Here is a 25,590-nt window from a genome sequence, read left to right on the forward strand (position 1 = left end):
TGAGGTGGCGGGCGCGATCATCAATCAAGCGCGCCCCCTTGCCCCATTTTACGCAAACCGTCAACAATCTGCGCCAATGCCATGCTCAGCGATCCCTTGGCCAACACAGTATCACCGGCCTGAACAAGCTCGGGCAGTTGAACCGCCATCTCGGAGCTGGTCTCGAACCAAAGCCCGCGTTTATCCGCCGGAAGTGCATCGTACAGCGCCTTCATCAGCGGGCCGACGCAATGTACTTTGTCCACGCGCTGCATAGCCGAAACATCCGCCATCGCCGCATGCATAGCAGTTTCTTCCGGCCCCAACTCCTTCATATCCCCAAGAAAAGCGATACGACGATGCCCTTGCGCCGCGGCCAAAACATCCAGTGCGGCCTCCATCGACGTCGGGTTAGCGTTATAGCTGTCATCCAGCAGTTCGATCCGGCCACCGTCGGTCAACGCGATCTGTTCGCGCACCCCGCGACCCTTGACCGGCGACCATCCGCCGAGACCTGCAATCGCCTGATCCAGATCGACGCCCAATTCGACACAGGCAGCCAATGCCCCCAGCGCGTTCATGGCGAAATGCGTGCCCGCTGACTGCACGTCAAACGCAATCGGGCGCCCTGCGACTGTTGCCTTTGCATGAACCGAGTCAGTCTCTTGGGTTACATCGGTCAATGTGTAGTCGGTGCCATTGCGGCCGAAATCCACCGTTTTCGCGCCCAAGTCCCGCGCACAGTCGCGCAGGATGTCCGCGTGCTCGATATCCGCGTTCAGGATGGCCGCGCCGCCCTCGATCAGGCCGTCAAAAATTGCCGCCTTTTCATGCGCAATACCGGCCACCGACTCAAAAGCTTCTAGGTGCACTGCCGCCACGGTCGTGACCAGCGCCACATGCGGGCGGGCTTGCTGCGCCAGCGGAGAAATCTCTCCGGGGTGGTTCATACCGATTTCGATCACCGCGAATTCTGTGTCACGCGGCATCCGCGCCAAGGTAAGCGGCACGCCCCAATGATTGTTGTAGCTGGCAACGCTGGCATGAGTTTTTCCCTGCGTTTCCATAATCGTGGCCAGCATTTCCTTGGTCGATGTCTTGCCGACACTCCCGGTCACCCCGAGCACCCGCGCATTGCAGCGGTTACGACCTGTGCACCCCAGCGCCTCAAGCCCCAACTGCACGTCTTCGACGATCAGCAAGGGCGCATCTTCGGTTACGCCCTCAGGAATACGCGACACCAAGGCCGCCCCAGCGCCTTTTTCCAAAGCCTGCGCTACGAATTCATGCCCATCCCGCGCAGCTGTGAGTGCGACGAAAAGATCGCCGGGCTGGATGGTGCGCGTGTCGATCGACACACCATTGACCGCCCAATCCGAAGTGACGCGTCCACCGGTTGCCTCGGCGGCCTCGGCTGCAGCCCACAATGTCATGCCACCCTCCCGTCCAGTGCGGCCACACTGATGCTGGCCTGTTCGACATCATCAAATGGCAGAACCTGATCGCCAACGATCTGGCCGGTTTCATGCCCCTTGCCCGCAATCAAAAGCGCATCGCCGGGTTGCAGCGCGTCTATCCCGCGCAAGATGGCCTCGGCCCGATCGCCGACCTCGGTGGCCTCTGGAGCCCCGTCCATCACGGCGGCGCGTATGGTGGCCGGATCTTCGCTGCGCGGGTTGTCGTCGGTGACGAAAACAACATCTGCGTGGTTGGCGGCGGCTTGCCCCATCAGCGGGCGCTTGGTCGCGTCGCGATCACCGCCCGCGCCGACAATAGCGATCAGGCGGCCCATCACATGCGGGCGCAATGCCTTGAGTGCGGTCGCCACTGCGTCAGGTGTATGAGCGTAATCCACAAACACCGCTGCCCCATTCTCGCGCGTCGCGGCCAGCTGCATTCGTCCACGAACCGTCGTGAGATGCGGCAGGGTTTCGAACACGTGTTCAGGCTCTTCCCCTGCAGCAATAACCAGACCGCAGGCCAACAAGATATTTTCGGCCTGAAAACCGCCGATAAGATTCAAACGGGTTTGGAAAATCTTGCCCTGCCAAGAAAACCGCAGGTCCTGACCTGTTGCGTCAAACCGCTGATTCATCAGGCACAGGTCTGCTTCCCCAAGCCCAACGGTCAGAATCTTCTGCCCCCGGTCTTTGGCAATTCGGAGGATCTGAGCCCCCTTGGGATCGCTCATGTTGACGACAACAGTGCCGTCTTGCGGCAGAACCCGATCAAACAGACCTGCTTTGGCTTGGAAATACGCCTCGAACGTTTCGTGGTAGTCCAGATGGTCCTGAGTAAAGTTCGAAAACCCCGCCGCAGCCAGCTGTACCCCGTCCAAGCGGCGCTGTTCCAACCCGTGCGAGGATGCCTCCATCGCAGCATGAGTCACTCCGTTCTCTGCAGCCTGATACAGGCAACGATGCAAAGTGATTGGTTCGGGCGTTGTATGGGCTAGTGGTGCGGTCCACGCCCCCTCGACCCCTGTGGTCCCGAGGTTGACCGCGGCGTGACCAAGTTCGGTCCATATCTGGCGAACAAATGTCGCGACCGAGGTTTTGCCATTGGTGCCAGTAACCGCAACGATGGTCTTAGGCTGCGCTCCGAACCACAGTGCAGCGCACCCGGCCAGCGCCTGACGCGGGTCCTCGAGCACGATCAGCGCCGCATCTGATGCCGCCAGTTCCTCGGCTGCGATCTCTGCCCCTTCAGCATCCGTCAGGATGGCTGCGGCCCCCATACGCAAAGCGTATTGAATGAACTCACCGCCATGAACACGTGTACCGGGAAGTGCCGCAAAGAGGAAACCGTCTTTGACTTCGCGGCTGTCGACCGCCAGCCCTGTGATATCAGGATTGGTGCCACCTCGGGCGGTCAGGGCCAGTTGGCTGAGTTTCTTTGTCCTTGCGCCCATGACCCACCTCGTTTGGACAGCCTAATTTGAGGTCAGCGTTATAGCAGCGCCGGCCTCAGGCTCAACCCGAGGACGCAGGCCCAGCAACGGTGCGATGCGCCCGATCAATTCTGCGGCCACAGGAACCGCTGTCCAGCCTGCCGTACGGCGCTTTTCGCCATAAGCAAGGATGGATGGTTCGTCCAACGTTACGATCAGGACGTATTTTGGGTCATAGGCGGGAAAGAACGTCGCGAAGGTCGCGATCACCTTGTCGTCGTAATAACCACCACGCGGCTTGGGCTTATCTGCGGTGCCGGTCTTACCGGCCACATCATAGCCTGCCACATCGCCAAAACTGGCGGTGCCATCTGTTACCACCCGGCGCAACATGTTCTGCGCCTGGTTTGCCGCGTTATCAGACATCACCCGAGGACCGTATTGTGGCCCATTTTTGCGCAGGATCGTCGGGCTTACATAGTGCCCGCCATTGGCAATCGCCGCATACCCCGCCGCCAGGTGCATGGGGCTGGTCGACAGACCATGACCATATGAGATGGTCACCGTGCTCAGTTCGCCCCATTTCTTGGGCTTCAGCGGTTCGCCGCCCTTGGCTTCGACGATTTCGAACGGGGTGGGATCGAACATACCAAGCGATTCCAGGAAATCCTGCTGCCGTTGCGCGCCGATCTGCAGCGCCAGTCGCCCGGTGCCCCGGTTCGAGCTGTGGACGATCACATCGGCTACGCTGATCTTGCCGTAATTCTTGCCGTTGAACTCACCAATCGGGAAACGGCCGATCTTCATCGGCCCCGAGGTATCGATGATCGTGTTCGAATTCACCAAACCCAACTGAACCGCCTGCGCGGCGGTGAAAATCTTAAATACGGATCCCAGTTCGTAAACGCCCTGTACATAGCGATTGAACAGCGGGCTATCTGATGGATCGAACCCCGAGGTCGGCGGGCGCGGGCGATCATTGGGATCGAAAGACGGCAACGAGGCCGCTGAGATCACCTCGCCCGTATGCGCGTTCATCAGAACCGCCGACGCACCCTTGGCGTTCATGATCTTCATGCCGCCATATAGCACCTGCTCAACGGCGGCTTGAACCGTCAGGTCCAATGAAAGTTGCAGCGGCTTAGTCCCATTCGCGGGATCACGCAGGTAGTCGTCGAATTGCTTTTCAACACCGGCCACACCGATCACTTCAGCAGCGCTGACGCCTTCGCGCCCAAAGCTTGACCCGCCAAGGATATGCGCCGCCAGACGGCCATTCGGGTACAACCGCATCTCACGCGGGCCGAACAGGATGCCAGGATCACCGATATCGTGCACGGCTTGTTTCTGCTCGGGCGAGATACGCTTTTTGATCCACAGGAATTTGCGATTGCCGGTGAAGTCCTTGACCAGGCGTTCTTTTTCCAGATCTGGGAAAATCGCCACAAGCTGATCAGCTGCGGCAATCGGGTCGATCATCAGCGGCGGCTGCGCATATACCGAATAAGTGTCCAGATTGGTCGCAAGAATGCGCCCTTCCCGGTCTACGATGTTGGCCCGCTGCATCGCAATGGCTGCACCAGGGGCCGAAGCCACAGGCTCCTGCGCTTCGGATGTGGCCAACATGCCCATCCGGACGCCCACGACTGAAAAGGCACAGAAAAAGAACAGACCCAGCACCAGCAAGCGGCCCTCAGCACGGGTGCGGCTGCGGTCTTTCATGTCTTCGTGACGCTTGCGGATGTTTTCGCGCTCAATGGCTTTGGGATTCTCGCCCCGCGAGCGCGCGTCAAGGATTCGGGCGAGAGGGCGCAGCGGCGTGCGGGTCATGGAATCTGCACCTCACCCAGCGCCTGAATATTCGTGATGGCCTGCAGCTCGATCGGGTCGACGATCGGCAGGTCAGGATCTTCCGCATAGGCAATCTGATCGGCGCGACCGAATTGCTCAGCCCGCAGGGGCAAAAGGCCCAGCCGTTCAAAGTTTAGATCTGCAAGCTCACGCAACCTATCGGGGCGGTTCAGATAAGCCCATTCGGCGTTTAAAACCGCCAGCTTCACCTGCGCCATACCAATTTCGCGCTGCAGCTTCTGCGTTTCCTTCACCACCTGCTGCGTGCGATAGTTTTCCTGATACGCCCACAGCGCCAGTCCAAACACGGACAGAGCAGTCAACACATACAAAACACTCTTCATTTTGCTCTTCCCCCTAGTTGCGGCATGCCAACGGCGCGGGCATCAATTTCCCCCGACGGCGCATCCGTTCGAATTGCAACACGCAGCTTTGCCGAGCGTGAACGCGGATTTTCCTGCAGCTCCTGATCATCCGGCCCCACGGCCTTACGAGTCTTAAGCGTGAACTGCGGCAGCTCCTGCTCAATCTCGGGCGCATAGCGATTGGCCCGGCCCGTTTTGCCCGCACGGGACTGAAAGAACCGTTTGACCATCCGGTCTTCGATGGAATGGAACGTCACGACTGCCAGTTGCCCGCCCGGCTTCAAAGCGCGCTCAGCAGCCATAAGGCCCTGATACAGCTCTTCATATTCAGCATTCACTGCGATCCGCAGGCCCTGAAAACTGCGCGTTGCAGGGTGGGACTGCCCCGGCTTGGGACGCGGCAAACAGGATTCGATGATCTGAACCAGGCGCAGAGTTGTTGTTATCGGCTCTTCCGCACGCGCTTTGGCGATGGCTTTGGCAATGCGGCGGCTGGCACGCTCTTCGCCATAATGATACAGGATATCAGCCAGTTGTTCCTCGGTCGCAGTATTGACCAAATCTGCCGCGCTTTCGCCCTCCTGACTCATACGCATGTCGAGCGGGCCGTCCTTCATGAAAGAAAATCCGCGTTCCGCCAAGTCGAGCTGCATCGACGACACACCCAGATCCAGAACGACACCATCCAGATCCTGTGCGTATTCGTCCATGCGCGAGAATACACCCGGCTGCATCACAAGCCGGTCGCCATAATCTCCGACCCAATCCGCCGCCATTTCAAAGGCCAATGGATCACGGTCCACGCCGATGACCTTATCTGCGCCAGCGTCCAGCAGGCCCCTTGTATATCCGCCTGCGCCAAACGTTCCATCCAGCCAGACGCCCGACACGGGCGCAACAGCAGCCAGCAATGGACGCAGCAGAACGGGAATATGAGGTTTATCAGAAGGGGTGTTAGCGCCGGCCATGCCGTTACGCATCCCCGGTGCCGTCAAGGAACTCCAAAGGATCAAAGTCCTCGGGCTGTTCGTCCAACCACTCTTCGGCCGCAGCCAATTCTTCGGAATCGTAAGTTTCAGGCTTCCAAATCTGGAACGTGTCACCCGCGGCGATAAAGAATGCCTCACCTTCAAGATTGATCTTGTTGCGCAGCTTGGCCGGCAGCACCAGACGGCCGGTTTCATCCACTGTGGTCGGGAAAGATTGACCGTGGAACATGCGCTGCAACATCTTCCGCTGCATCGACCCGCGCGGCAGCGCATCGATCTTGGCATCGACCTCTTCGATCGCCTGCATAGTATAGCATTCCAAGAATTTGCGTCGGTGGTCGCCGTAGACAATTACAAGCTCAGGAGTGTCGCCGGGCTGCCAGTTCGGGTCAGAGGATTCAAGCACACGGCGAAACGAGGCCGGGATCGACACCCTGCCCTTCGTATCCACCTTGTGGTGGCTTTCACCTCTAAACCTGCGCGCCAAGACGACTGTCCCTTCCGCTTGCGCCCCACTTAAAATTCACTCCCCCAGATGAAAAACGGCGGGTTGATCTGCTGCCACTGATCAACCCGCCGCATTGACCCGCTGTGCGGGATGTCCAGCTGCGCGCGCCACCTGGGGGGATGTCTGCTCGCCCGCGCGCCGGATCTCTTGATTGATGAAAGCGAGATGCCTGTATGAAACCTGTTTTTATTGGTTCGGGGTCGTTTGGCGCCCCATGTGCCTCGTCCTCATCGGATGAACTAGGGATGACATGGGAATTCATGGAAATCAACAGAAAATTTGCCGACCCTATGTTCAGAATCACAGTTTAGCCAACGCAACTGGGAAAGAAAACCACCCCGCAGACACCAATTGTAGGTAGTTTATGTTATCAGAATACTAAATAGGCCAATTTCGGAGCCACCCCAAATATTCCCATAATTTCCCAGAAAATTCTCCCAGAGGTGATATTTTATGATGAGCATAGCGAAAATGGGCCACTGGGTTAACGAATCATCCCAATTTTTAACCTCAGCCACATGTGGATTCTGCGCCGCCCCAGCTGACGCCCATGAATTCCCACGATCAGAAATCATCATGTCAGCCGCCGCGCGCCTGGCCCGTCCAATACACAAAGCGCACAAGAATTGACAAACTACGCTCAAAAGACGCGCAGACACGAAAATTCAGAAAACCTTGTTGAGACCTTCCCTAGGGGAAACACTCACTGAAGGCCTTATTTTATTGGCTCGGCCAAACCCACACTGGCAACCGGTTGATATCTATGCATTTGCTGCATAGCAGCATTGACGTTGTCGGGTATTGTGCAATCGCAGCATTTGATTATTTTCAATCTCAAGCAAGCGCCGGACAACACCGGCAACAACGAATACATCGAGTAAAGCAAATGGCTGTAGCAACACAGAACACCGCGCTCAAAGGCGCACCGGCAGTTAGCCTGGCTTCGCTGTTCGAGGCGGCAAAGACCCGGTTCACCCGATATCGCGTCTATCGCCAGACAGTTCACGAACTGTCTGATCTGTCGAACCGCGAACTGACTGATCTGGGGCTTCACCGCTCAATGATCCGCCGCCTGGCTCAGCAAGCGGCCGAAGAGCACGTCGCGCGTTAAGCGACACAGAAACATCGAGATCAGGTCCTTCCTCCTCCCTTTTGGACCTGTATTTCAGCGGCGACATCTCTCCTCCTCCCTGATGTCGCCGCCCTTAATACCGGCCTTGAACGCCGGAACGTGACACACCGGGTACTCCTCCTCCCTTTCCCGGTGTTGAAAGCGCGCGGCGACGTCTCTCCTCCTCCCTGACGTCGCCGCGTCTTCCTCATACCGGGATCAAACCCGGGTTCGGATACATCGGGGCTCTCCTCCTCCCTGCCCTGATGTTGAAAAGAACGGCGGTTCCCTCTCCTCCTCCCTGGGAACCGCCGTTTTTGTTTCTGCAGACAAGAAAAAAGCGCCGCGGTCGAAACCGGGCGCTTTTCAAAAAGATCGAGCATGTGCCGTCAGGCAAATTCCGTTTGCTTAAAACGGCACATCATCCTTGGCGGACAGAAAGCGGGAAACCACTTTTTTCAATCCAGCTTTTTCGAAATCGACCTCGACCTTGTCGCCTTCGATGCCGATCACCGCGCCATAGCCGAATTTCTGATGAAACACGCGCTCGCCAAGGGTGAAACTGGCGACCGCAGTCGCGTCAATCACCGTATTGCGGCTTTCGCGGGGTTGGGACATTCCATACTGCCCCTGCCGGGCCTGCAATCGCCGCCAACCGGGGGAGTTATAGACATTGGCCTCGGCCGCACGGGTTTCGATACCGGCAGTCGGCTGACCACCCCCATACAGCCCCGGCGGCGTCAGAACTTCGACATGATCTTCAGGCAACTCGTCAATGAACCGCGACGGCATCGCGTTTTGCCATTGACCAAACACCCGACGATTGGCCGCAAAAGAAATCGTACAGATCTCTTCCGCGCGTGTGATGCCGACATAGGCCAATCGCCGTTCTTCCTCGAGTCCCTTGATCCCGGATTCGTCCATCGACCTTTGCGACGGGAACAACCCGTCCTCCCACCCCGGCAGGAACACGGCCGGGAACTCCAGCCCCTTTGCCGCGTGCAGGGTCATGATCGAGACTTTTGCCCCGTCCGATTCCTTCTCGTTGTCCATCACCAGGCTGACATGTTCCAAAAACCCTTGCAGATTCTCGAAATTATCCAGTTGGTTGACCAATTCCTTGAGGTTTTCCAACCGCCCCGGAGCCTCAGGCGTTTTCTCGTTCTGCCAGTGGGCCGTATAGCCGGATTCGTCCAGGATGATCTGCGCCAACTCAATATGTGACACCTCTGGCTCACCAAACCGCATCGGAGCTGTGCCGTCATCAATCACAGAATCATCGTCGACTTCGATCTTGGGCCCGCGCGTCATCGCGTTCCAACGCGCCAACCCGTCGATAAGCTCGCGCAGTGCTTTGCCGCCTTTGCCTTTGATCAGCCCATTGTCGACAGCAATCCGCGCCCCATCGACCAGCGACACGCCATTTTCCCGCGCCGTCATCTGAATCGTCTGCTGCGCCTTGTCACCAAGCCCGCGTTTCGGGGTATTCACGATCCGCTCGAAGGCCAGATCGTCGCCGGGGCTAACCACCAGCCGGAAATAGGCCATCGCGTCACGGATCTCCATCCGCTCATAGAATCGTGGGCCGCCTATGACCTTGTAGGGCAGGCCGATGGTCAAAAAACGGTCCTCAAACGCGCGCATTTGATGGCTGGCCCGCACGAGAATCGCAATTTCATCCAGATTAAAGGGCCGCGCACCGCGCGTTCCCCCCTGCATTGCGTCGATCTCTTCACCGATCCAGCGCGCCTCTTCCTCGCCATCCCAGTGGCCAATTAATCGTACTTTTTCGCCATCCTGCGCATCAGTCCACAGTTCTTTGCCCAACCGGCTTTCATTGCCGCGAATTACATTGGACGCAGCCGCCAGAATATGTGGGGTTGAACGATAATTTTGTTCCAGCCGGACAACATAAGCCCCGGGAAAATCTTTCTCGAACCGCAGGATGTTGCCCACTTCGGCCCCGCGCCAGCCATAAATTGACTGATCATCGTCCCCCACGCAACAAATGTTCTTGTGCGCCCCGGCCAGCAACCGCAACCACAAATATTGGGCGACGTTGGTATCCTGGTATTCGTCCACGAGAATGTAGCGGAACCAGCGTTGGTATTGCTCCAACACATCCTGATGAGTCTGGAAGATCGTGACCATGTGCAACAGTAGGTCGCCAAAATCCACCGCGTTCAGCTCTCGCAGACGAGTTTGGTACTGCGCGTAGATCTCGAGACCTTTGTGGTTATAAGCCCCCGCATCGGCTGCCGGCACTTTGTCGGGCGTCAGGGCGCGGTTCTTCCAGTCATCAATGATGCCGGCCAACATGCGCGCAGGCCAGCGTTTGTCATCAATATTAGCCGCTTGAATCAGCTGTTTGAGCAGCCGCAACTGATCATCCGTATCCAGAATGGTGAAATTTGATTTCAGATCGACCAGTTCCGCGTGCCGCCGCAGCAGCTTGACGCAGATCGAGTGGAACGTGCCCAGCCAAGGCATCCCCTCGGCTGGTTGCCCCAACAAACGGCCCACGCGGTTCTTCATCTCGCGCGCGGCCTTGTTGGTGAATGTCACCGACAAGATCTCGTTCGGGCGCGCACGCCCAATACTAAGCAGATGCGCGATACGCGCGGTCAGTGCCTTGGTTTTGCCCGTACCTGCGCCTGCCAGCATCAGGACAGGCCCATCCAGTCGCTCGACCGCGTCACGTTGCGCCGGGTTCAGCTCGTCCAGATAAGGCATAGGGCGCGCGGCCATGGCGCGCGCGGACAGGGATGCGCCCTCAAAGGCGTCCATTTCGTCGAAACTGCTCATCTTGCCAAACTACGCTGGATGTTGGCCGAGGGAAAGGGTTTGTTCACGCCTTGTTCGCACAGTTTTTGATGCTCTGTTACGATCAATTCTAATCAAGCGACTTGGACTGAGAACGGTTTCATTAACCATCTGTAAAACACCCGCCGCGATGATCAGTAAATTGCTGTGGGAGCGCGAAGGTATGACTCAGGATAATCGGGGGGCCGTAAATTACCGGCTGAAATGGATCGGTATCAGCATGTTGCTGATTTCTCTGACAATTGGATGCGCTGGGGAATTTACAAATTGCCTGCGCCGCTGGTCGACAGGATGCTAAAGGTCGACATTCTCAAGCAAGCCGAACTGTGGAAGCGCCGCGTCGTCTTGCATCTGGAGGACCCCGAGAGCGCGCTTAAGACCGGCGTGATTGATGCGCATGACGCCGAATTTCTGGCCGCGATGCCCGAAGCTTCTGATGTTTACCGCTTCAAATTGCTTGACTCGAATGGGCGTGTCACCTGGTCGACTCGTCCGACAGAGGTAGGCAGTGTTGAAAACCGTGATTTCTTTCGCAGCGACGTTGCCAGAGGAATGATTCACTACATTCAGGAAGTAGTTCCACTGTCCGAGATCGACGGGCTTGATCTGCATACGGACAATATCCTGAACGCAACGCAGCACCATGTTGCCGAAGTTTTTATGCCCGTGGCCAAGAATGGGCGTTTTATAGGCGCCATTGAATTCTTTACTGATATCTCCGACTTGCGCACCACGTTCATCACGCGGCTTAGGATTTCTTTGACCGTTCTAAGTGGCATCGCCCTGCTTGCGCTTGTTGCCGTGTCCTTTGCCAGCTACCGGGCGAACCGCTTGCAATTGCGGGCCCTGCAAAAACAATCCGCCAAAGAGCGTGATCTGATGGAAGATCAGCTGCGCCTGGCCCGCGAAGTACGATTGTTAGGCGAATTGAACGAGTGGTTGCAATCCAGCCGGTCCTTGGACGAGCTGTTCGATATGGTCTCGCGCTTCATGACCCATATCCTACCCGAGGCTGAGGGCAGCGTTTACGTGTATTCCAACTCGCGCGACGTCCTGGATGGCTGTGCCAGTTGGAATGGCGGGACCCATAAGGCGCACATCCATCCCGAAGGGTGTTGGGGGCTTCGGCGTGGCCGAACCTATGAATACGACGCGTCCGAGATCGACTTTGTCTGTGAACACGCCGAACCACATGACGGGCGACCTTATTTCTGCTTTCCGATACTGGCGCATGGGGAAACGGTCGGCCTTCTGCACCTCCGCGCCCTTGAGGGTACAGATGAGGCGTTTCACACGAGTAAAAAGCTGGCACAGCTCAGCGCCGAACAGATCAGCATGGCGATTGCCAATGTACGGATGCGCGATCAGTTGCATGACCAGTCCGTCCGGGACCCGTTGACCGGGCTGTTCAACCGGCGGCATATGCTTGAAACCCTGCGCAAATCCATCAATCGCAGTCAGCAAACCGGAGCGCCGCTCAGCCTGATTGCCGTGGATGTCGATCATTTCAAGAAATTCAACGACACCCATGGGCATGATGCCGGTGACATGGTGTTGCGTGCAGTTGGTGCCGCTTTGGAACAGGGCTGCGACCGGGATGAAGTTGCCTGCCGCATTGGTGGTGAAGAATTTATGCTGATCCTGCCCGACAATACATCGGACGACGCAGTCACCCGCGCCGAACAATTGCGGCAAGCGGTCGAGGCCGTCTCGGTGCGCTACGGTGAGAAATCCCTGCCCCGTATCACGATCTCGGTTGGGGTTTCGCATTATCCGGCACATGGCACCATGCCGCAGGATCTGATGCGCGCTGCCGATGATGCGTTGTATGCGGCAAAGGACAAAGGTCGCAATCAAGTGCAGGTCGCCGGCAGCGGAAGTGACTCACAGCAGATTTCCCAGCTCAAAAAGCCGGTAAAAGCCATTGGTGGGAAATCAACGGCTTAAAATCCTTGCCGAATCGCGCCTTTGGTCCGATCAATCCCCATGGACCTTCATAGTCGCTTTCCCGGCATCGCCGATCTGAAACACCGCGCCCAGCGCAGGATTCCTCATTTTGTCTGGGAGTATCTGGACAGCGGAACCGGGGTTGAAGCCACGCTGCGCCGCAATCGCGAGGGATTGGACCGCGTCGGTTTCCTGCCGTCTATCCTGCACGGACCATTGGAATTTGACACTTCGACCGAGTTCCTGGGTCAGACCTACCCATTACCGTTCGGCGTTGCCCCGATCGGTATGGCCGGCCTGATTTGGCCTGATGCCGAAGCTCATCTTGCCCGCGCTGCCGCAAGCGCCGGTCTGCCTTTTACCCTATCCAACGTTGCCTGCCAAAGCCCCGAGGACGTCGCGCCGCATCTGGGTGACAACGCGTGGTTTCAGCTTTATCCGCCAAAGGACCCGGACATTCGTAAGGATCTTCTGAATCGGGTCCGGGATGCTGGCTTTACGACGCTTGTGATGACCGCAGACGTTCCGGTTGCATCCCGACGCGAACGGCAGACACGCTCGGGCCTGACCAATCCACCAAGATTGACGCCGCGCCTGCTAGCCCAAATCGCGATGCGGCCGGAATGGGCGCTTGGAATAGCGCGCAGCGGGCCGCCGCGGATGCGGACACTGGACAAGTATACGGACAACTCCAGCAACTTGCCCCCGACGGCCCATGTTGGGTATCTGCTCCGCACGTCTCCGGACATGGACTATGTTCACTGGCTGCGCGATGCCTGGGATGGCCCGCTGATTGTAAAAGGCGTGCAGCGCCCTGAAGATGCCGAGCCATTGCAGCGGGCTGGCGTCGACGCCATCTGGATATCGAATCACGGCGGACGACAATTCGATGGTGCCCCCGCCGGAATCGACGCCTTGCCTGCAATCCGCGCGGCCACAGACCTGCCCCTGATCTTCGACAGTGGTATCGAAGGTGGTCTGGACATCTTGCGTGCCAAGGCCCTTGGGGCCGATTTTGTGATGCTGGGCCGTGGCTTCATGTATGGGCTGGCCGCCCTCGGCGCCAAAGGCCCTGCCCATGTCATCGACATTTTGCGGCAGGATATGCACGCGAATATGGGTCAAATGGGGGCTGTGTCGCTGAATCACCTGCCCCCAGTCGTGCCGCTTGCCGATGCTGCGGTGCAGCGTTATTAGATAAATAGCGCTAATAGGGGGCGTTTGCGAGCGTTAACATGCCGGTTCTACCCAGAACGACTGATATACGTGCGCGTATTGTCCGCCTATCAACACGGCCAAACAAGTAGGACCGGGACTCGACATGACTGAATTCACCAAGATCCTGATCGCCAACCGAGGCGAGATTGCCATTCGCGTTATGCGCGCCGCCAATGAGATGGGCAAACGCACCGTTGCCGTCTTTGCCGAAGAGGACAAGCTGGGCTTGCATCGGTTCAAAGCGGACGAAGCCTATCGCATTGGCGAAGGGATGGGGCCTGTTGCGGCCTACCTGAGCATCGATGAGATCATCCGCGTCGCTAAAGAATGTGGGGCAGATGCGATCCATCCCGGCTATGGCCTGCTGTCCGAGAACCCGGACTTTGTCGATGCCTGCGTGCAGAACGGCATCACCTTTATTGGCCCGAAGGCGGAAACCATGCGCGCCTTGGGTGACAAGGCCAGCGCGCGCCGCGTGGCCGTCGCGGCGGGTGTGCCTGTGATTCCGGCGACTGAGGTTCTGGGCGATGACATGGATGCGATCCGGGCCGAGGCAAAAGAAATCGGTTATCCCCTGATGCTCAAGGCGTCGTGGGGCGGTGGCGGGCGCGGTATGCGCCCGATCCTATCCGAGGATGAACTGGAAGAGATGGTTCTGGAAGGCCGTCGCGAGGCCGAGGCCGCGTTCGGCAATGGCGAGGGTTATCTGGAAAAGATGATCATCCGCGCCCGCCATGTCGAGGTGCAGATTCTGGGCGACAAGCATGGTGAGATCTATCACCTGTATGAACGCGACTGCTCGGTCCAGAGACGGAACCAGAAGGTGGTCGAGCGCGCCCCTGCCCCGTATCTGTCCGAAGAGCAGCGTGCCGAGATCTGCGAACTGGGCCGCAAAATCTGCGCCCATGTGAATTATGAATGCGCCGGCACTGTTGAATTCCTTATGGATATGGAAACCGGCAAGTTCTACTTCATCGAAGTGAACCCACGTGTTCAGGTGGAACACACCGTCACCGAAGAAGTCACCGGTATCGACATCGTTCAGGCGCAAATCCTGATTGCCGAAGGCAAAACTCTGGCCGAGGCCACCGGCGCAAACAGCCAGTCGGATGTGCACCTGACCGGCCACGCGCTGCAAACCCGGATCACCACCGAGGACCCGCAAAACAACTTCATTCCCGACTACGGTCGTATCACTGCCTATCGCTCGGCCACTGGCATGGGCATCCGTCTGGATGGCGGCACCGCTTATGCGGGGGGTGTGATCACGCGCTATTACGACTCGCTGTTGACCAAAGTGACTGCCAAGGCGCCGACACCCGAGGCTGCGATTGCCCGGATGGACCGCGCCTTGCGTGAATTCCGAATTCGCGGCGTCAGCACCAATATCGACTTTGTCATCAACCTGCTCAAACACCCGACTTTCTTGTCGAATGAATATACAACCAAATTCATCGACACGACGCCGGATCTGTTCTCCTTTAAACGCCGCCGCGACCGGGGCACCAAGGTTCTGACCTACATCGCCGACATCACGGTGAACGGGCATCCCGAGACCAAGGACCGCCCCGAACCTCGCGCTGATCTGAAAGACGCAAAGCCCCCGGCACCGAACTCCGAGCCGCAGATGGGCGCTCGCAACCTGCTGGAACAAAAAGGTCCGCAAGCCGTTGCTGATTGGATGAAGGCGCAGCGCCAGCTTCTGATCACCGATACAACCATGCGTGACGGGCATCAGTCTCTGCTGGCGACCCGGATGCGTTCGATCGACATGATCAAAGTGGCACCAACCTATGCAGCCAACTTGCCCCAGCTATTCTCGATCGAGTGCTGGGGGGGCGCGACCTTTGACGTGGCCTATCGTTTCTTGCAGGAATGCCCGTGGCAGCGCCTGCGCGACCTGCGCGAGGCGATGCCGAACTTGATGACCCAGATGCTGCTGCGCGGCGCGAACGGGGTCGGTTACACCAATTACCCTGACAACGTTGTGCAGGAGTTCGTGCGTCAAGCATCGCAGAACATCGACGTGTTCCGTGTGTTCGACTCGTTGAACTGGGTCGAGAATATGCGCGTGGCCATGGACGCCGTGGTTGAGAACGGCAAAATCTGTGAGGGCACCGTCTGTTACACCGGTGATATTCTGGACCCGGACCGCGCCAAGTATGACCTGAAATACTATGTCGGCATGGCGAAAGAACTGCGCGATGCAGGTGCACACGTTCTGGGTCTGAAGGATATGGCGGGTCTTTTGAAACCGGCCTCGGCCAAAATCCTGATCCGTGCGCTGAAGGAAGAGGTCGGCCTGCCAATCCACTTCCACACACACGATACTGCCGGTATCGCCAGCGCCACCATTCTCGCTGCATCCGAGGCGGGCGTGGACGCGGTGGATTGCGCGATGGACAGCTTCTCGGGCAACACTTCGCAGGCGACGCTGGGCACCGTGGTCGAAGCACTGCGCCATACCGAGCGCGACACCGGGTTGGACATCAAGGCAATCCGTGAGATCAGCGATTATTTCGAGGCAGTGCGGGAGCAATATGCGGCCTTTGAATCCAGCCTGCAGGCCCCGGCTTCTGAAGTTTACTTACACGAGATGCCCGGCGGTCAGTTCACCAACCTCAAGGCGCAGGCGCGGTCGCTGGGACTTGAGGAGCGTTGGCACGAAGTGGCTCAGATGTACGCGGACGTAAACCAAATGTTCGGCGACATCGTGAAAGTTACACCTTCGTCGAAAGTGGTCGGTGACATGGCGTTGATGATGGTCAGCCAGAACATGACCCGTGAACAGGTCGAAAACCCGGATACCGATGTGGCCTTCCCCGACTCGGTTGTGGACATGATGCGCGGCAATTTGGGTCAACCTCCGGGCGGGTTCCCCGACACTATAGTCACGAAGGTCCTCAAGGATGAAACACCCAACACAGATCGCCCGGGCAAGGATGTCCCACCGGTTGACCTTGAAGGCACACGCGCCGAGCTGTCCCAACTTTTGGAAGGCAAAGAGGTCGATGACGAGGATCTGAACGGCTATCTGATGTATCCCAAGGTGTTCCTGGACTACATGGGGCGTCACCGGGCTTACGGTCCTGTGCGCACTCTTCCCACGCGCACCTTCTTCTATGGCATGGAACCCGGCGAAGAGATCACGGCCGAGATCGACCCCGGCAAAACACTGGAAATCCGCTGTCAGGCCATCGGTGAGACCGATGAAAAGGGCGAGGTCAAAGTGTTCTTTGAACTCAACGGCCAACCGCGTGTGATCCGGGTTCCAAACCGTCTGGTGACCTCAACCACGCAGTCCCGTCCTAAAGCCGAGGCAGGCAACCCCAACCACATCGGCGCGCCGATGCCGGGCGTGGTGGCCACTGTTGCCGTGACCGCGGGTCAGGAGGTCAAGGAAGGCGACATGCTGCTGACCATCGAAGCGATGAAGATGGAAACCGGCATCCACGCCGAGCGCGATGCGACGGTCAAGGCTGTGCATGTTCAGCCGGGCAGCCAGATTGACGCAAAGGACCTACTGGTCGAACTGGAATAAACGACCTAACCTTTTCGGGAACAAGGGCCGTTCGGGGAACCGGGCGGCCCTTTTTTGATCCTGAAAGGAGCAGACCATGCTGTCCATCACCCCAGTCTATGCCGCATTGCTGGCACTTCTCTATGTCGCGCTCAGTGTGCGGGTCATCATGCAGCGCCGCGGCGACAAGATTTCTTACGGCGATGGTGGTAACACCGACATGCTCAAAGTGATGCGCACGCATTCCAACTTTGCCGAATATGCACCGTTTGCCCTGTTGCTGATCGCCATGGTCGAGCTGCAGGGCGCCGGTGGCTGGTTGGTCAATCTGTTGGGCCTTGGCATTCTGGCCGGGCGCGTGCTGCATGCCTATGGGTTCGGCCGCAAACCGCAGATCGTGATTCTGCGCCAGATCGGCATGTTGCTGACCTTCGCCGTGATTGTGTTAGCAGCCATAGCCAGCCTTTTGATGGCGCTGTGAACCGGATGGCGGGGATTACCCCGCCAAAATCTGCGTTTCGATTCGAGGGGATTCCGTAAAAATTGATTCGACATCGCCCATTCGATTCTCGCCTTTGCCAGACACCGCCGTAGCCAGCAAAATCATCGCCGCCAGGGCCGCCATCTTCAGATCCTTAGTATACGTCATTTTCGTCACCTCCACCGTTCTTATTCTTGGATGCTCTGGTTCTTGAACGGTTAAGAGGCGCGTTTCCGTCGCAAAGAATTTTCCTCTTTTTTGTTTTTTCCGCTTGAAGCCCTGCTTGGGAATTAATACACCCCTCCTCACTCAACGGCGCGGGCGTAGCTCAGGGGTAGAGCATAACCTTGCCAAGGTTAGGGTCGGGCGTTCGAATCGCCTCGCCCGCTCCATTGAGAGACCGAATGGTCGAAAATATGTATCTGATGCGGGCGTAGCTCAGGGGTAGAGCATAACCTTGCCAAGGTTAGGGTCGGGCGTTCGAATCGCCTCGCCCGCTCCAGATACAAACCTCTCTGAACATGCTGGTTCTTTGTCTGGTGTTGCGGCATTCTCGAATGGCACGCAATCACAACAGAGGTGCGCTGATGCCAGAATACGTTATTCGCGCTTTGACTGAAGACGAAGTACAAACGGCCGTCGATTGGGCCGGCCAGGAAGGCTGGAACCCAGGGCTACACGACGCGGTCTGCTTTCGCGGTTCCGACCCCGAAGGGTTTAAGGGCGGTTTCCTGGATGGGCAGATGATCGCATCGGCCTCTGCTGTGAATTATGACAATAACTACTCGTTTTTAGGCTTTTATATCGTGCAACCCGAGTATCGCGGATCGGGATATGGGCTGCAGGTTGCCGAGGCGGTCAAGGCGCATTGCCAGCACCGGAACATGGGCATGGACGGTGTCGTCGAACAGCAGGACAATTATCGAAAATTCGGGTTCGAGCTGGCCTATGACAATTACCGCTTCTCGGGCACGGTGGGTAAAATCCTAGATCAACTGGGCCGGTCCCTTCACGATCAGATCACACCCCTCAGCGCCCTGTCAGATGATCTGAGGTCGTATGATCGGGGCCTGTTCCCTGCCCCGCGCGACACATTCCTTCACGCCTGGCTCGGTGCGCCCAGCCACGTCTCTCGCGTGTTCGAAGAAGATGGTCAGATCAAGGGCTATGCAACCCTGCGGCGATGTTTGAGCGGGTACAAGGTCGGCCCCCTATTTGCGAACAATCCCGAGATCGCACAAGCCCTTTTAATGTCACTGCTGGCTACACTTCCCGCCGATCAGATGGATGCGGAGGTCTTCATCGACATGCCCAACCCCAACGCGCATGCTATGGCAATGGCGCAACAGTTGGGTTTGACCAAAGTCTTCGAAACAGGTCGCATGTATTCCAGCCACGCACCAAATATTGATCTGGACCGGATTTACGGCATCACAACATTCGAACTGGGGTAAATTTACCCCACACTCGACATTCCAAAAGCGCATTTACAAAAAGGAAATCTATAGAATGCCCAGCGATACCCAAAAGCGATTGCTGCTTGAGATGTTTGAGAATCTGCCGGGCGTAGTTTTCATGCTTTTGTTTCGGGCCACGGATGATATGCGATTGGCCGGGTGGATCGGCACGGTTCTGGCCGCCTCGGTTTGCGTTACCTATGTCAGGAAAACGCTGCGTCCACAGCCCATTTTACTTGGTATCAATCTCTTCATGGTGGCGATCACGCCACTGATCGAATGCCTGATCTTGCTTGGCTATCGCGACACGGCGACGATTTTGACCCGGAACATCGCGACCCTCGTTATTATGAGCGTTTTCTTGACGGGTGTCGTTTTGACCTTGTTCAGAACGAACGGATTCCTGAACTATCAGACCAATGGGACAAAACAGAGAAACACGCACTCTGCCGTTTTGCTGATTGTCTGCGCTTTCGGTGTGGTTTGGTCGCAATTGGCCGGAGAAAACTATCTGGTCTCGCTTGGCATTCCGCTGATGGTATTGTTCGGTGTGCATCAGTTGCTCCGGGCAGGAACAACTGATCAGCAGGCGCGCAATGGCGCGATTTTGGCATGTGCCGCGCCACAAGGTTCCGTGTCCGACGCTTCGGCCTGACTCAGAACGCCTTGAAGGTCATAGTGGTCAGCGAACGCTCGATATTCGGGATCACAAGCAGGTTTTCATTGATGAAATGACCGACATCGTCGGTTTCAGGGATGTAGAGCTTGAGTAGCAGGTCATATTCGCCGCTGGTCGAGTAAAGCTCGGAGTGAATCTCGCGCAGCGCGATCTCTTCGGCGACCTTATAGGTGGTGCCGGGTGTGCAGCGGATCTGAATGAAAACGCAGGTGGACATGTTTTGGACCTGTTGATTGAGTTTCCGGCAGGCTGGCATGGCACGTCACCGGGCGCAATCCCCTGCAACAGATTGTAGTGAAAGCAACGCTTGGTCTGGATAAGCCGACCAATCCCCGTCTATAAGCGCGCCTGTAGCAAAAGGAATTCGCCCATGCGCAGCGCAAAGATCAGCCGTCAAACCGCCGAGACCGAGATTTCGGTCGAGGTCAATCTTGACGGAACCGGCACCTATGACAACCAAACCGGTGTTGGGTTCTTCGATCACATGCTGGACCAACTTGCGCGCCATTCGCTGATCGACATGACGATCCGCGCCAAGGGTGATTACCACATCGACGACCACCACACTGTCGAAGATACCGGTATTGCACTGGGTCAGGCGCTGACACAGGCATTGGGCGACAAGAAGGGTATCCGACGCTATGGCGAGTGCCACCTGCCCATGGATGACGCGCAAGTACGCTGCGCTCTGGACTTGTCCGCGCGTCCATTTCTGATCTGGAACGTGGACCTGCCGACACCCAAGATCGGCAACTTTGACACCGAATTGGTGCGCGAGTTCTTTCAGGCGCTCAGCACCCACGGCGGCATCACGCTGCACATCGACCAGTTGCACGGCTTCAACAGCCACCACATCGCCGAGGCCGCGTTTAAGGCCGTCGCGCGTGCGTTGCGTTTGGCGGTCGAAACCGATCCGCGCAAGGCGGACGCGATTCCGTCCACGAAGGGCGCGTTGTAGATGCTGACGGCCATTATCGACTACGAAAGTGGCAATCTGCACTCGGCCGAAAAGGCGTTTCAGCGCATGGCGCGCGAGATGGACGCGGGTGAAGTTGTCGTAACCTCGGACGCGGAGGTGGTTGCCCGTGCGGACCGGCTGGTTCTACCCGGTGACGGCGCTTTTCCCGCCTGCGCGAATGAGCTGCGCGGGCACAAAGGCATCTACGACGCGATGGTCGAGGCCGTCGAACAGAAAGGCCGCCCCTTTCTGGGCATCTGCGTCGGCATGCAATTGATGGCCTCCAAGGGTCACGAATATCGCGAGACCGACGGTCTTGGCTGGGTTGCAGGCGATGTGGTGCGGATCGAGCCGTCAGATAGTGCGCTGAAAGTACCGCATATGGGCTGGAACGATCTGGTTCTGGAAAGCGAGCACCCGGTCTTTGCCGGGGTGCAATCAGGCGATCACGCCTATTTCGTGCACTCCTATCATTTCCGTGTCACCGATCCGGCGCAGCGTCTGGCCTTTGTGGATTATGGGCAGGAGGTCACGGCCGTGATCGGCCGCGACACAATGGTTGGGATGCAGTTTCACCCTGAGAAAAGTCAGGATTTGGGCCTGCGGATGATCGGGAACTTCCTGACCTGGACGCCCTGAGTGTTTACTGAACCCGCGTCCAGTCCTGCCCGCGACACACGAGACCGCCCACAGCACAGCCTTTGACGGTCAGCTTGTTCTGGCTGTCCAACGTCATTTTCGAGCTGTAGGTCTTGTCCCGGTCCGGGGCCCAGATCTTGCCGCCGCTATAGCTGCCGCCGCCATCGGGCACCATATCCCAGATGATCTGCTTGCCGAGGTTTTCATACGCCAGCTGCTCATTACCGTCTTTGTCAAAGGCGGTGTCGATGGTGCCACAAATCGCGCTGCCGCATTCCGAAATCGAAACGTGTAGATACCCACCGGTATCCCCGGGCTGAGTCTTCCAAAGACCGTCAACCGGATCGGCCGCAAAAGCAGCGCTGGCCAATACCGCAAACCCGGCTGCAAGTGTGAATGTTTTCATGATTTCCTCCCTTATTTCTGCTCAGTCTGGCCCGGCTGGGCAATTCCGGCAAGATTGACTTGGCGTCGCGTTGCATCCCCTGCCCCGCATGTGCGATATCCCGCGCGAACAAATCAGATATAGGGCCGCCTGACATGATCCTCTACCCCGCCATCGACCTCAAAGACGGACAGGCCGTACGCCTGCTGCGTGGTGAAATGGATAAGGCAACGGTGTTCAACGAAAACCCGGCGGCACAGGCCCGTGCTTTTGTCGAGGCAGGCTGTGAATGGCTTCACCTCGTCGACCTGAACGGCGCTTTCGCGGGTGAGCCGGTCAACGCCGCCCCGGTTGAAGCGATCCTGAGAGAATGCAACGTGCCCGCGCAGTTGGGCGGTGGCATTCGCGACATGTCCACGATTGAGACATGGATCGACAAAGGTCTGGCGCGCGTGATTCTGGGCACCGTGGCGGTCGAAAACCCCGATCTGGTGCGTGAAGCTGCCAAGGAATTTCCGGGCAAAGTTGCTGTCGGCATCGATGCGCGCGACGGCATGGTGGCCACCAAGGGCTGGGCCGAAGAGACCAACGTGAAGGTCACCGATCTGGCCGGCAGTTTCGAGGACGCAGGCGTTGCGGCCATCATCTATACCGACATTAATCGCGACGGGGCGATGCAGGGGCCGAACATCCAGGCAACGGCAGATTTGGCCCGTGCGGTGTCAATCCCGGTCATCGCCTCGGGTGGGGTCAGTTCGCTGGATGATCTGATCGCCCTGCGTGATTGTGGCGTGGCATTGGACGGCGCGATCTCGGGCCGGGCGCTTTATGATGGCGCGATTGACCTTTCCGAGGCCATTCGCGCCTTAAGCTGATCACTCGGCCGCAACCGAAGTCAGTTTTGCAAGCGCACCGCGCATCTTTTCGATGACAGGTGATTTCTCGACTTCGTCGAGCTCATCCATCGTCTCTTTCGGGTCCTCATAGGCCAGCCAGACCTGCCCGGTCTCGTCTTCGTATGCCTGCACTTTGAGCGGCAGGAAAAGCCCGGCACGTGGATCAATCTGCATCGCGGGCGTACCCAGTGCCGGGTTGCCAAAGATCAGAACCTGATTGGCGGGGATGGTCAGACCGACCTTTTCCGCACCAGCTGCATGATCGACGCGTGCAAAGACGGTCGCGCCCGCATTGCCAACGGCAGCTTCTAGCGCGTCCAACGCCTCTTGCACCGATTTGTTCGTGTTTACTTTGATGATGTCGTCAGCCATGGCAGACATCGCCCCTCCAAAAGTCAAAATTGTTGCCAATATCAGATTTCGCATATCGGGTTTCCTTCTGTAAATTTCATCCAAATTGTCTCAGCTTTTCGCGAACTTGCAATCACATCTCCGGCATCGGCGAAGCCTTGCCACGCACTCGACCCCTCGCAACTTTGAAACCCGCGCAGACCGTCCCGTATTCGAGAACAATAACCCATTCTGACAGATATTTTACCCAGCTTGGCCCAAACTTCGTCTTAATTCGCCTGTAGCAGTTCGCAAAAGAACTCGAGCAGGGAATTCCACCGTGAGTATTACCAGCACAGAATATTCGAACAATTCTTGGTTCAGAATTGCGATCATATTCAGCTTTTGCACCACAGTTTTTGTCAGCGCTTCTCTATTGTTTTTTGTTCAGCCCCTGTTTGCCAAGCTGGTCTTGCCGCAAATTGGTGGCGCTCCTGCGGTTTGGACGACCGCTATGCTGTTCTTTCAGGTGGTTCTGATCGTTGGCTACATTTACGCCCATGTGTTGACGAAATGGATCCCCTTGCGCTGGCAGCTTGTGACTCACCTGGCACTTTGGGCGGCTGCACTGACATACCTGCCCCTCTCAATTAGCGACGGCTGGAGTTATGACGCATCCAGCTCGACCGCGCTGCAAACCCTTAAGTTGTTTGCCCTGGGTGTCGGCCTGCCATTTGCGGTTCTTTCTGCGAATGCGCCATTGCTTCAGGCGTGGTATTCACGGTCCGGTGGGCCTTCGGCAGACGACCCCTATTTCCTATACAGCGCAAGTAACGTCGGTTCCCTGCTGGCTCTTTTGGCTTTTCCTTTGCTGGCAGACCCCCTTTTGGGTGCCAGTGCGACCAGTAAAATTTGGTCCATCGGGTTTGTCATCTTCGGTGGGTTAATGGCGATAAGTGGCCTTATAGCGCTGCGCGGATCGAGCAGCGTCATTGCGCCGATCGCAGCTGATATCGCGAAGAGCACCCCAAAAATGAAGCAGATTGCAACCTGGATTGTGATCGCCTTTGTACCTTCATCTCTGATGCTGTCATTTACCACGAAAGCCAGCACAGATCTGGGCTCAATCCCGCTTATCTGGGTTGTGCCTCTGGCAACTTACCTTCTTTCCTTCATTTTCGCCTTTGCGAAATTGAAAAGACTAAGTGCGAAATCTCTACACGTTCCAATGATTTTGGCACTGGCGACAGGTGTAGTCTTGCTGTCCAACAAAATCGGCCACCATTCGGGCCCAATCGTCTTTTTGTTGTACGTTCCCGTACTGTTCGTAATCGCCCTGTATGCGCACAGGTTGCTTTACGAAATGAGGCCGCCAGCAGAACAGCTTACAGTGTTCTACATCGCGCTGTCGGTAGGCGGCGCATTCGGTGGATTGTTCAATTCAATCCTTGCCCCTTTGGCATTTGCCCAAGAAGTCGAGGCGCAGCTGACACTATTCCTGGCCAGCGGATTGCTCTTGATAGGAAAAGGAACAGTTACGCCCAGAAACCTGGCGATTGGTCTGATTGTCAGCTACCCGATCCTCCTTCTGTTCGGCATGATCGATGGAGTTGATCTTATTGCAGACGGGCCTCTGAGTGCACTTGTAGCAACCGCAATGCTGCTGGGTGCATTGATCCTGTTTCGCAGTCAACCTGCACGTATCGTCGCCATCATCGCGGCGCTGATGCTGCCGGTCCTTTGGCCACATAAGGGTTCGCTGCTTCAGGATCGGAGCTTCTTTGGAACCCATAGGGTCTACTCGGAATCGGGTCTGAGAATTTATCAAAACGGGACCACTCTGCACGGTTTGCAATTGGAGTCAGAATTTGGCGAAAAACCAACGCCGAAGTCATACTTCTACCCCAACGGTCCGATCGCTCAGGTCATAACATCCGATTTCGGGCGTGACGCCGACAGCATTGGTATTATCGGCCTCGGAGTTGGGGCTTTGGCCTGCTACAAACTTCCATCGCAGGAATGGGCCTTCTTTGAAATCGACGCCATGGTGGATCAAGTAGCGCGCGACCCATCCCTTTTCACCTACATCTCGGAATGTGCACCAAATTCGCCAACGCATCTTGGTGACGCTCGTATCGTCCTGGCGCAGACAGACTATACCTTCGATGTACTCGTTCTGGACGCCTACAGCTCTGACGCAATCCCCCTGCATCTGACAACTGAAGAAGCGGTGCGGATGTACATGGATCGACTGGTTGATGACGGGATTCTGGTTTTCCACATCACCAATCGCTACTACGACTTAGTTGACCCGCTGGCGCGCATTGCAGGCAAGCTTGGGCTTCATACCGCCAGTCAGTTTCATCAGATCGAGCCGGACAGCAATGAACTTGGCGCGCACGAATCCCATGTGATGATTGCCAGCCAAGACCAGTCTAAGATCGACAGTTTTGTCGAGAGCGGAAAATGGAAGGCCGTGGTTTCGGATGGAGGTGAGCCGTGGACGGACGACAAGGCCAATCTTCTGTCTGCGCTCAAATTGCTAAAGGACAACAAGCAATAGA

General features: G+C 57.2%; 22 protein-coding genes and 2 tRNA genes. 13 read left to right on the forward strand and 11 right to left on the reverse strand.

Going from position 1 to position 25,590, the window contains the following annotated elements:
* Nucleotides 1-20: 20 nt before the first annotated feature.
* From AC2FJE_RS06850 to mraZ, 6 genes are read right to left on the reverse strand one after another with little or no spacing between them, the layout of a single operon-like run.
* Nucleotides 21-1,412 (reverse strand): UDP-N-acetylmuramoyl-tripeptide--D-alanyl-D-alanine ligase, encoded by a 1,392-nt coding sequence (locus tag AC2FJE_RS06850; RefSeq protein ID WP_496760807.1) that lies wholly within the window; start codon nucleotides 1,410-1,412, stop codon nucleotides 21-23.
* Complete coding sequence (locus AC2FJE_RS06855; RefSeq protein ID WP_496760808.1) at nucleotides 1,409-2,890, reverse strand: UDP-N-acetylmuramoyl-L-alanyl-D-glutamate--2,6-diaminopimelate ligase; 1,482 nt, start codon at nucleotides 2,888-2,890, stop codon at nucleotides 1,409-1,411. The genes AC2FJE_RS06850 and AC2FJE_RS06855 overlap by 4 nt, the downstream gene beginning before the upstream one ends.
* Nucleotides 2,891-2,911: 21 nt before the next feature.
* Nucleotides 2,912-4,699 (reverse strand): peptidoglycan D,D-transpeptidase FtsI family protein, encoded by a 1,788-nt coding sequence (locus AC2FJE_RS06860; protein ID WP_109313115.1) that lies wholly within the window; start codon nucleotides 4,697-4,699, stop codon nucleotides 2,912-2,914.
* A complete protein-coding gene (gene ftsL, locus AC2FJE_RS06865) occupies nucleotides 4,696-5,064 on the reverse strand; it encodes a cell division protein FtsL (protein ID WP_058274326.1) in 369 nt (122 codons plus the stop codon). The genes AC2FJE_RS06860 and ftsL overlap by 4 nt, the downstream gene beginning before the upstream one ends.
* Nucleotides 5,061-6,053, reverse strand: coding sequence for a 16S rRNA (cytosine(1402)-N(4))-methyltransferase RsmH (gene rsmH / locus AC2FJE_RS06870; protein WP_282119125.1), 993 nt, complete (start codon nucleotides 6,051-6,053; stop codon nucleotides 5,061-5,063). Before rsmH ends, ftsL begins: the two co-directional genes overlap by 4 nt.
* 4 nt (nucleotides 6,054-6,057) lie before the next feature.
* Complete coding sequence (mraZ, locus tag AC2FJE_RS06875; RefSeq protein ID WP_082637227.1) at nucleotides 6,058-6,561, reverse strand: division/cell wall cluster transcriptional repressor MraZ; 504 nt, start codon at nucleotides 6,559-6,561, stop codon at nucleotides 6,058-6,060.
* 907 nt (nucleotides 6,562-7,468) lie between these two features.
* Between mraZ and AC2FJE_RS06880 the strand changes: the two genes are divergently transcribed.
* Nucleotides 7,469-7,693 carry a DUF1127 domain-containing protein gene (locus tag AC2FJE_RS06880; RefSeq protein ID WP_496760809.1) on the forward strand — a complete coding sequence of 75 codons (225 nt, stop codon included), beginning with the start codon at nucleotides 7,469-7,471 and terminating at the stop codon, nucleotides 7,691-7,693.
* Nucleotides 7,694-8,101: 408 nt separating this feature from the next.
* On the opposite strand, the gene AC2FJE_RS06885 is transcribed toward AC2FJE_RS06880, so the two are convergent.
* Nucleotides 8,102-10,498 (reverse strand): ATP-dependent helicase, encoded by a 2,397-nt coding sequence (locus tag AC2FJE_RS06885; RefSeq protein ID WP_496755001.1) that lies wholly within the window; start codon nucleotides 10,496-10,498, stop codon nucleotides 8,102-8,104.
* 264 nt (nucleotides 10,499-10,762) lie between these two features.
* Between AC2FJE_RS06885 and AC2FJE_RS06890 the strand changes: the two genes are divergently transcribed.
* The 4 genes from AC2FJE_RS06890 (at nucleotide 10,763) to AC2FJE_RS06905 (ending at nucleotide 17,682) form a co-directional block, all read left to right on the forward strand.
* Nucleotides 10,763-12,463 (forward strand): sensor domain-containing diguanylate cyclase, encoded by a 1,701-nt coding sequence (locus AC2FJE_RS06890; protein ID WP_496755003.1) that lies wholly within the window; start codon nucleotides 10,763-10,765, stop codon nucleotides 12,461-12,463.
* A 39-nt stretch (nucleotides 12,464-12,502) separates the two neighbouring features.
* The gene (locus tag AC2FJE_RS06895; RefSeq protein ID WP_496695925.1) at nucleotides 12,503-13,660 is read left to right on the forward strand and encodes an alpha-hydroxy acid oxidase; all 1,158 of its coding nucleotides are present in this window, start codon (nucleotides 12,503-12,505) and stop codon (nucleotides 13,658-13,660) included.
* 124 nt (nucleotides 13,661-13,784) lie between these two features.
* Nucleotides 13,785-17,222 carry a pyruvate carboxylase gene (locus AC2FJE_RS06900; protein ID WP_496760810.1) on the forward strand — a complete coding sequence of 1,146 codons (3,438 nt, stop codon included), beginning with the start codon at nucleotides 13,785-13,787 and terminating at the stop codon, nucleotides 17,220-17,222.
* A 76-nt stretch (nucleotides 17,223-17,298) separates the two neighbouring features.
* Complete coding sequence (locus AC2FJE_RS06905; RefSeq protein WP_496755008.1) at nucleotides 17,299-17,682, forward strand: MAPEG family protein; 384 nt, start codon at nucleotides 17,299-17,301, stop codon at nucleotides 17,680-17,682.
* A 15-nt stretch (nucleotides 17,683-17,697) separates the two neighbouring features.
* On the opposite strand, the gene AC2FJE_RS06910 is transcribed toward AC2FJE_RS06905, so the two are convergent.
* Entirely contained in the window at nucleotides 17,698-17,850 is a 153-nt protein-coding gene (locus AC2FJE_RS06910) for a hypothetical protein (RefSeq protein WP_158507079.1), read from the reverse strand.
* Nucleotides 17,851-17,999: 149 nt separating this feature from the next.
* On the opposite strand from AC2FJE_RS06910, the gene AC2FJE_RS06915 reads away from it, so the two are divergent.
* From AC2FJE_RS06915 to AC2FJE_RS06930, 4 genes are all read left to right on the forward strand, one after another.
* A tRNA-Gly gene (locus tag AC2FJE_RS06915) sits at nucleotides 18,000-18,074 on the forward strand.
* A 35-nt stretch (nucleotides 18,075-18,109) separates the two neighbouring features.
* Nucleotides 18,110-18,184: transfer RNA gene (locus tag AC2FJE_RS06920), tRNA-Gly, on the forward strand.
* A 55-nt stretch (nucleotides 18,185-18,239) separates the two neighbouring features.
* Nucleotides 18,240-19,136: a GNAT family N-acetyltransferase gene (locus AC2FJE_RS06925; RefSeq protein ID WP_496755010.1), complete on the forward strand. Its 897-nt coding sequence runs from the start codon at nucleotides 18,240-18,242 to the stop codon at nucleotides 19,134-19,136.
* Nucleotides 19,137-19,191: 55 nt separating this feature from the next.
* Complete coding sequence (locus AC2FJE_RS06930; RefSeq protein ID WP_282168839.1) at nucleotides 19,192-19,794, forward strand: hypothetical protein; 603 nt, start codon at nucleotides 19,192-19,194, stop codon at nucleotides 19,792-19,794.
* A gap of 1 nt (nucleotide 19,795) precedes the next feature.
* Here the strand turns inward: AC2FJE_RS06930 and AC2FJE_RS06935 are convergent, their stop codons facing one another.
* Nucleotides 19,796-20,035, reverse strand: coding sequence for an Lrp/AsnC family transcriptional regulator (locus AC2FJE_RS06935; RefSeq protein ID WP_058274459.1), 240 nt, complete (start codon nucleotides 20,033-20,035; stop codon nucleotides 19,796-19,798).
* Nucleotides 20,036-20,188: 153 nt separating this feature from the next.
* Between AC2FJE_RS06935 and hisB the strand changes: the two genes are divergently transcribed.
* The gene (gene hisB, locus AC2FJE_RS06940; RefSeq protein ID WP_282151628.1) at nucleotides 20,189-20,776 is read left to right on the forward strand and encodes an imidazoleglycerol-phosphate dehydratase HisB; all 588 of its coding nucleotides are present in this window, start codon (nucleotides 20,189-20,191) and stop codon (nucleotides 20,774-20,776) included.
* Complete coding sequence (hisH, locus tag AC2FJE_RS06945) at nucleotides 20,777-21,415, forward strand: imidazole glycerol phosphate synthase subunit HisH (protein ID WP_496755013.1); 639 nt, start codon at nucleotides 20,777-20,779, stop codon at nucleotides 21,413-21,415.
* 4 nt (nucleotides 21,416-21,419) lie between these two features.
* Here the strand turns inward: hisH and AC2FJE_RS06950 are convergent, their stop codons facing one another.
* Nucleotides 21,420-21,821 (reverse strand): DUF2147 domain-containing protein, encoded by a 402-nt coding sequence (locus tag AC2FJE_RS06950; RefSeq protein ID WP_058274317.1) that lies wholly within the window; start codon nucleotides 21,819-21,821, stop codon nucleotides 21,420-21,422.
* Nucleotides 21,822-21,955: 134 nt separating this feature from the next.
* Between AC2FJE_RS06950 and hisA the strand changes: the two genes are divergently transcribed.
* The gene (gene hisA, locus AC2FJE_RS06955; RefSeq protein ID WP_496695936.1) at nucleotides 21,956-22,675 is read left to right on the forward strand and encodes a 1-(5-phosphoribosyl)-5-[(5-phosphoribosylamino)methylideneamino]imidazole-4-carboxamide isomerase; all 720 of its coding nucleotides are present in this window, start codon (nucleotides 21,956-21,958) and stop codon (nucleotides 22,673-22,675) included.
* On the opposite strand, the gene AC2FJE_RS06960 is transcribed toward hisA, so the two are convergent.
* A complete protein-coding gene (locus AC2FJE_RS06960) occupies nucleotides 22,676-23,122 on the reverse strand; it encodes a DUF302 domain-containing protein (protein ID WP_282119114.1) in 447 nt (148 codons plus the stop codon).
* A gap of 418 nt (nucleotides 23,123-23,540) precedes the next feature.
* On the opposite strand from AC2FJE_RS06960, the gene AC2FJE_RS06965 reads away from it, so the two are divergent.
* Nucleotides 23,541-25,589, forward strand: coding sequence for a fused MFS/spermidine synthase (locus AC2FJE_RS06965; RefSeq protein ID WP_496755015.1), 2,049 nt, complete (start codon nucleotides 23,541-23,543; stop codon nucleotides 25,587-25,589).
* The last annotated feature ends 1 nt before the right edge of the window (nucleotide 25,590 follow it).

This window comes from Ruegeria sp. CDSC002 (assembly GCF_059610905.1).

Excerpts from the sequence above, each read along its gene's own strand:
- AC2FJE_RS06860 (WP_109313115.1), bottom strand. The coding sequence starts at position 4,699 with ATGACCCGCACGCCGCTGCGCCCTCTCGCCCGAATCCTTGACGCGCGC.
- AC2FJE_RS06895 (WP_496695925.1), top strand. The coding sequence starts at position 12,503 with ATGGACCTTCATAGTCGCTTTCCCGGCATCGCCGATCTGAAACACCGC.
- AC2FJE_RS06850 (WP_496760807.1), bottom strand. The coding sequence starts at position 1,412 with ATGACATTGTGGGCTGCAGCCGAGGCCGCCGAGGCAACCGGTGGACGC.
- AC2FJE_RS06900 (WP_496760810.1), top strand. The coding sequence starts at position 13,785 with ATGACTGAATTCACCAAGATCCTGATCGCCAACCGAGGCGAGATTGCC.
- rsmH (WP_282119125.1), bottom strand. The coding sequence starts at position 6,053 with ATGGCCGGCGCTAACACCCCTTCTGATAAACCTCATATTCCCGTTCTG.
- AC2FJE_RS06855 (WP_496760808.1), bottom strand. The coding sequence starts at position 2,890 with ATGGGCGCAAGGACAAAGAAACTCAGCCAACTGGCCCTGACCGCCCGA.
- AC2FJE_RS06935 (WP_058274459.1), bottom strand. The coding sequence starts at position 20,035 with ATGTCCACCTGCGTTTTCATTCAGATCCGCTGCACACCCGGCACCACC.
- AC2FJE_RS06880 (WP_496760809.1), top strand. The coding sequence starts at position 7,469 with ATGGCTGTAGCAACACAGAACACCGCGCTCAAAGGCGCACCGGCAGTT.
- AC2FJE_RS06890 (WP_496755003.1), top strand. The coding sequence starts at position 10,763 with ATGCGCTGGGGAATTTACAAATTGCCTGCGCCGCTGGTCGACAGGATG.
- hisH (WP_496755013.1), top strand. The coding sequence starts at position 20,777 with ATGCTGACGGCCATTATCGACTACGAAAGTGGCAATCTGCACTCGGCC.
- AC2FJE_RS06965 (WP_496755015.1), top strand. The coding sequence starts at position 23,541 with ATGCTGTTCTTTCAGGTGGTTCTGATCGTTGGCTACATTTACGCCCAT.
- ftsL (WP_058274326.1), bottom strand. The coding sequence starts at position 5,064 with ATGAAGAGTGTTTTGTATGTGTTGACTGCTCTGTCCGTGTTTGGACTG.
- AC2FJE_RS06905 (WP_496755008.1), top strand. The coding sequence starts at position 17,299 with ATGCTGTCCATCACCCCAGTCTATGCCGCATTGCTGGCACTTCTCTAT.
- hisB (WP_282151628.1), top strand. The coding sequence starts at position 20,189 with ATGCGCAGCGCAAAGATCAGCCGTCAAACCGCCGAGACCGAGATTTCG.
- AC2FJE_RS06960 (WP_282119114.1), bottom strand. The coding sequence starts at position 23,122 with ATGCGAAATCTGATATTGGCAACAATTTTGACTTTTGGAGGGGCGATG.
- AC2FJE_RS06910 (WP_158507079.1), bottom strand. The coding sequence starts at position 17,850 with ATGACGTATACTAAGGATCTGAAGATGGCGGCCCTGGCGGCGATGATT.
- AC2FJE_RS06925 (WP_496755010.1), top strand. The coding sequence starts at position 18,240 with ATGGCACGCAATCACAACAGAGGTGCGCTGATGCCAGAATACGTTATT.
- hisA (WP_496695936.1), top strand. The coding sequence starts at position 21,956 with ATGATCCTCTACCCCGCCATCGACCTCAAAGACGGACAGGCCGTACGC.
- AC2FJE_RS06930 (WP_282168839.1), top strand. The coding sequence starts at position 19,192 with ATGCCCAGCGATACCCAAAAGCGATTGCTGCTTGAGATGTTTGAGAAT.
- AC2FJE_RS06950 (WP_058274317.1), bottom strand. The coding sequence starts at position 21,821 with ATGAAAACATTCACACTTGCAGCCGGGTTTGCGGTATTGGCCAGCGCT.
- AC2FJE_RS06885 (WP_496755001.1), bottom strand. The coding sequence starts at position 10,498 with ATGAGCAGTTTCGACGAAATGGACGCCTTTGAGGGCGCATCCCTGTCC.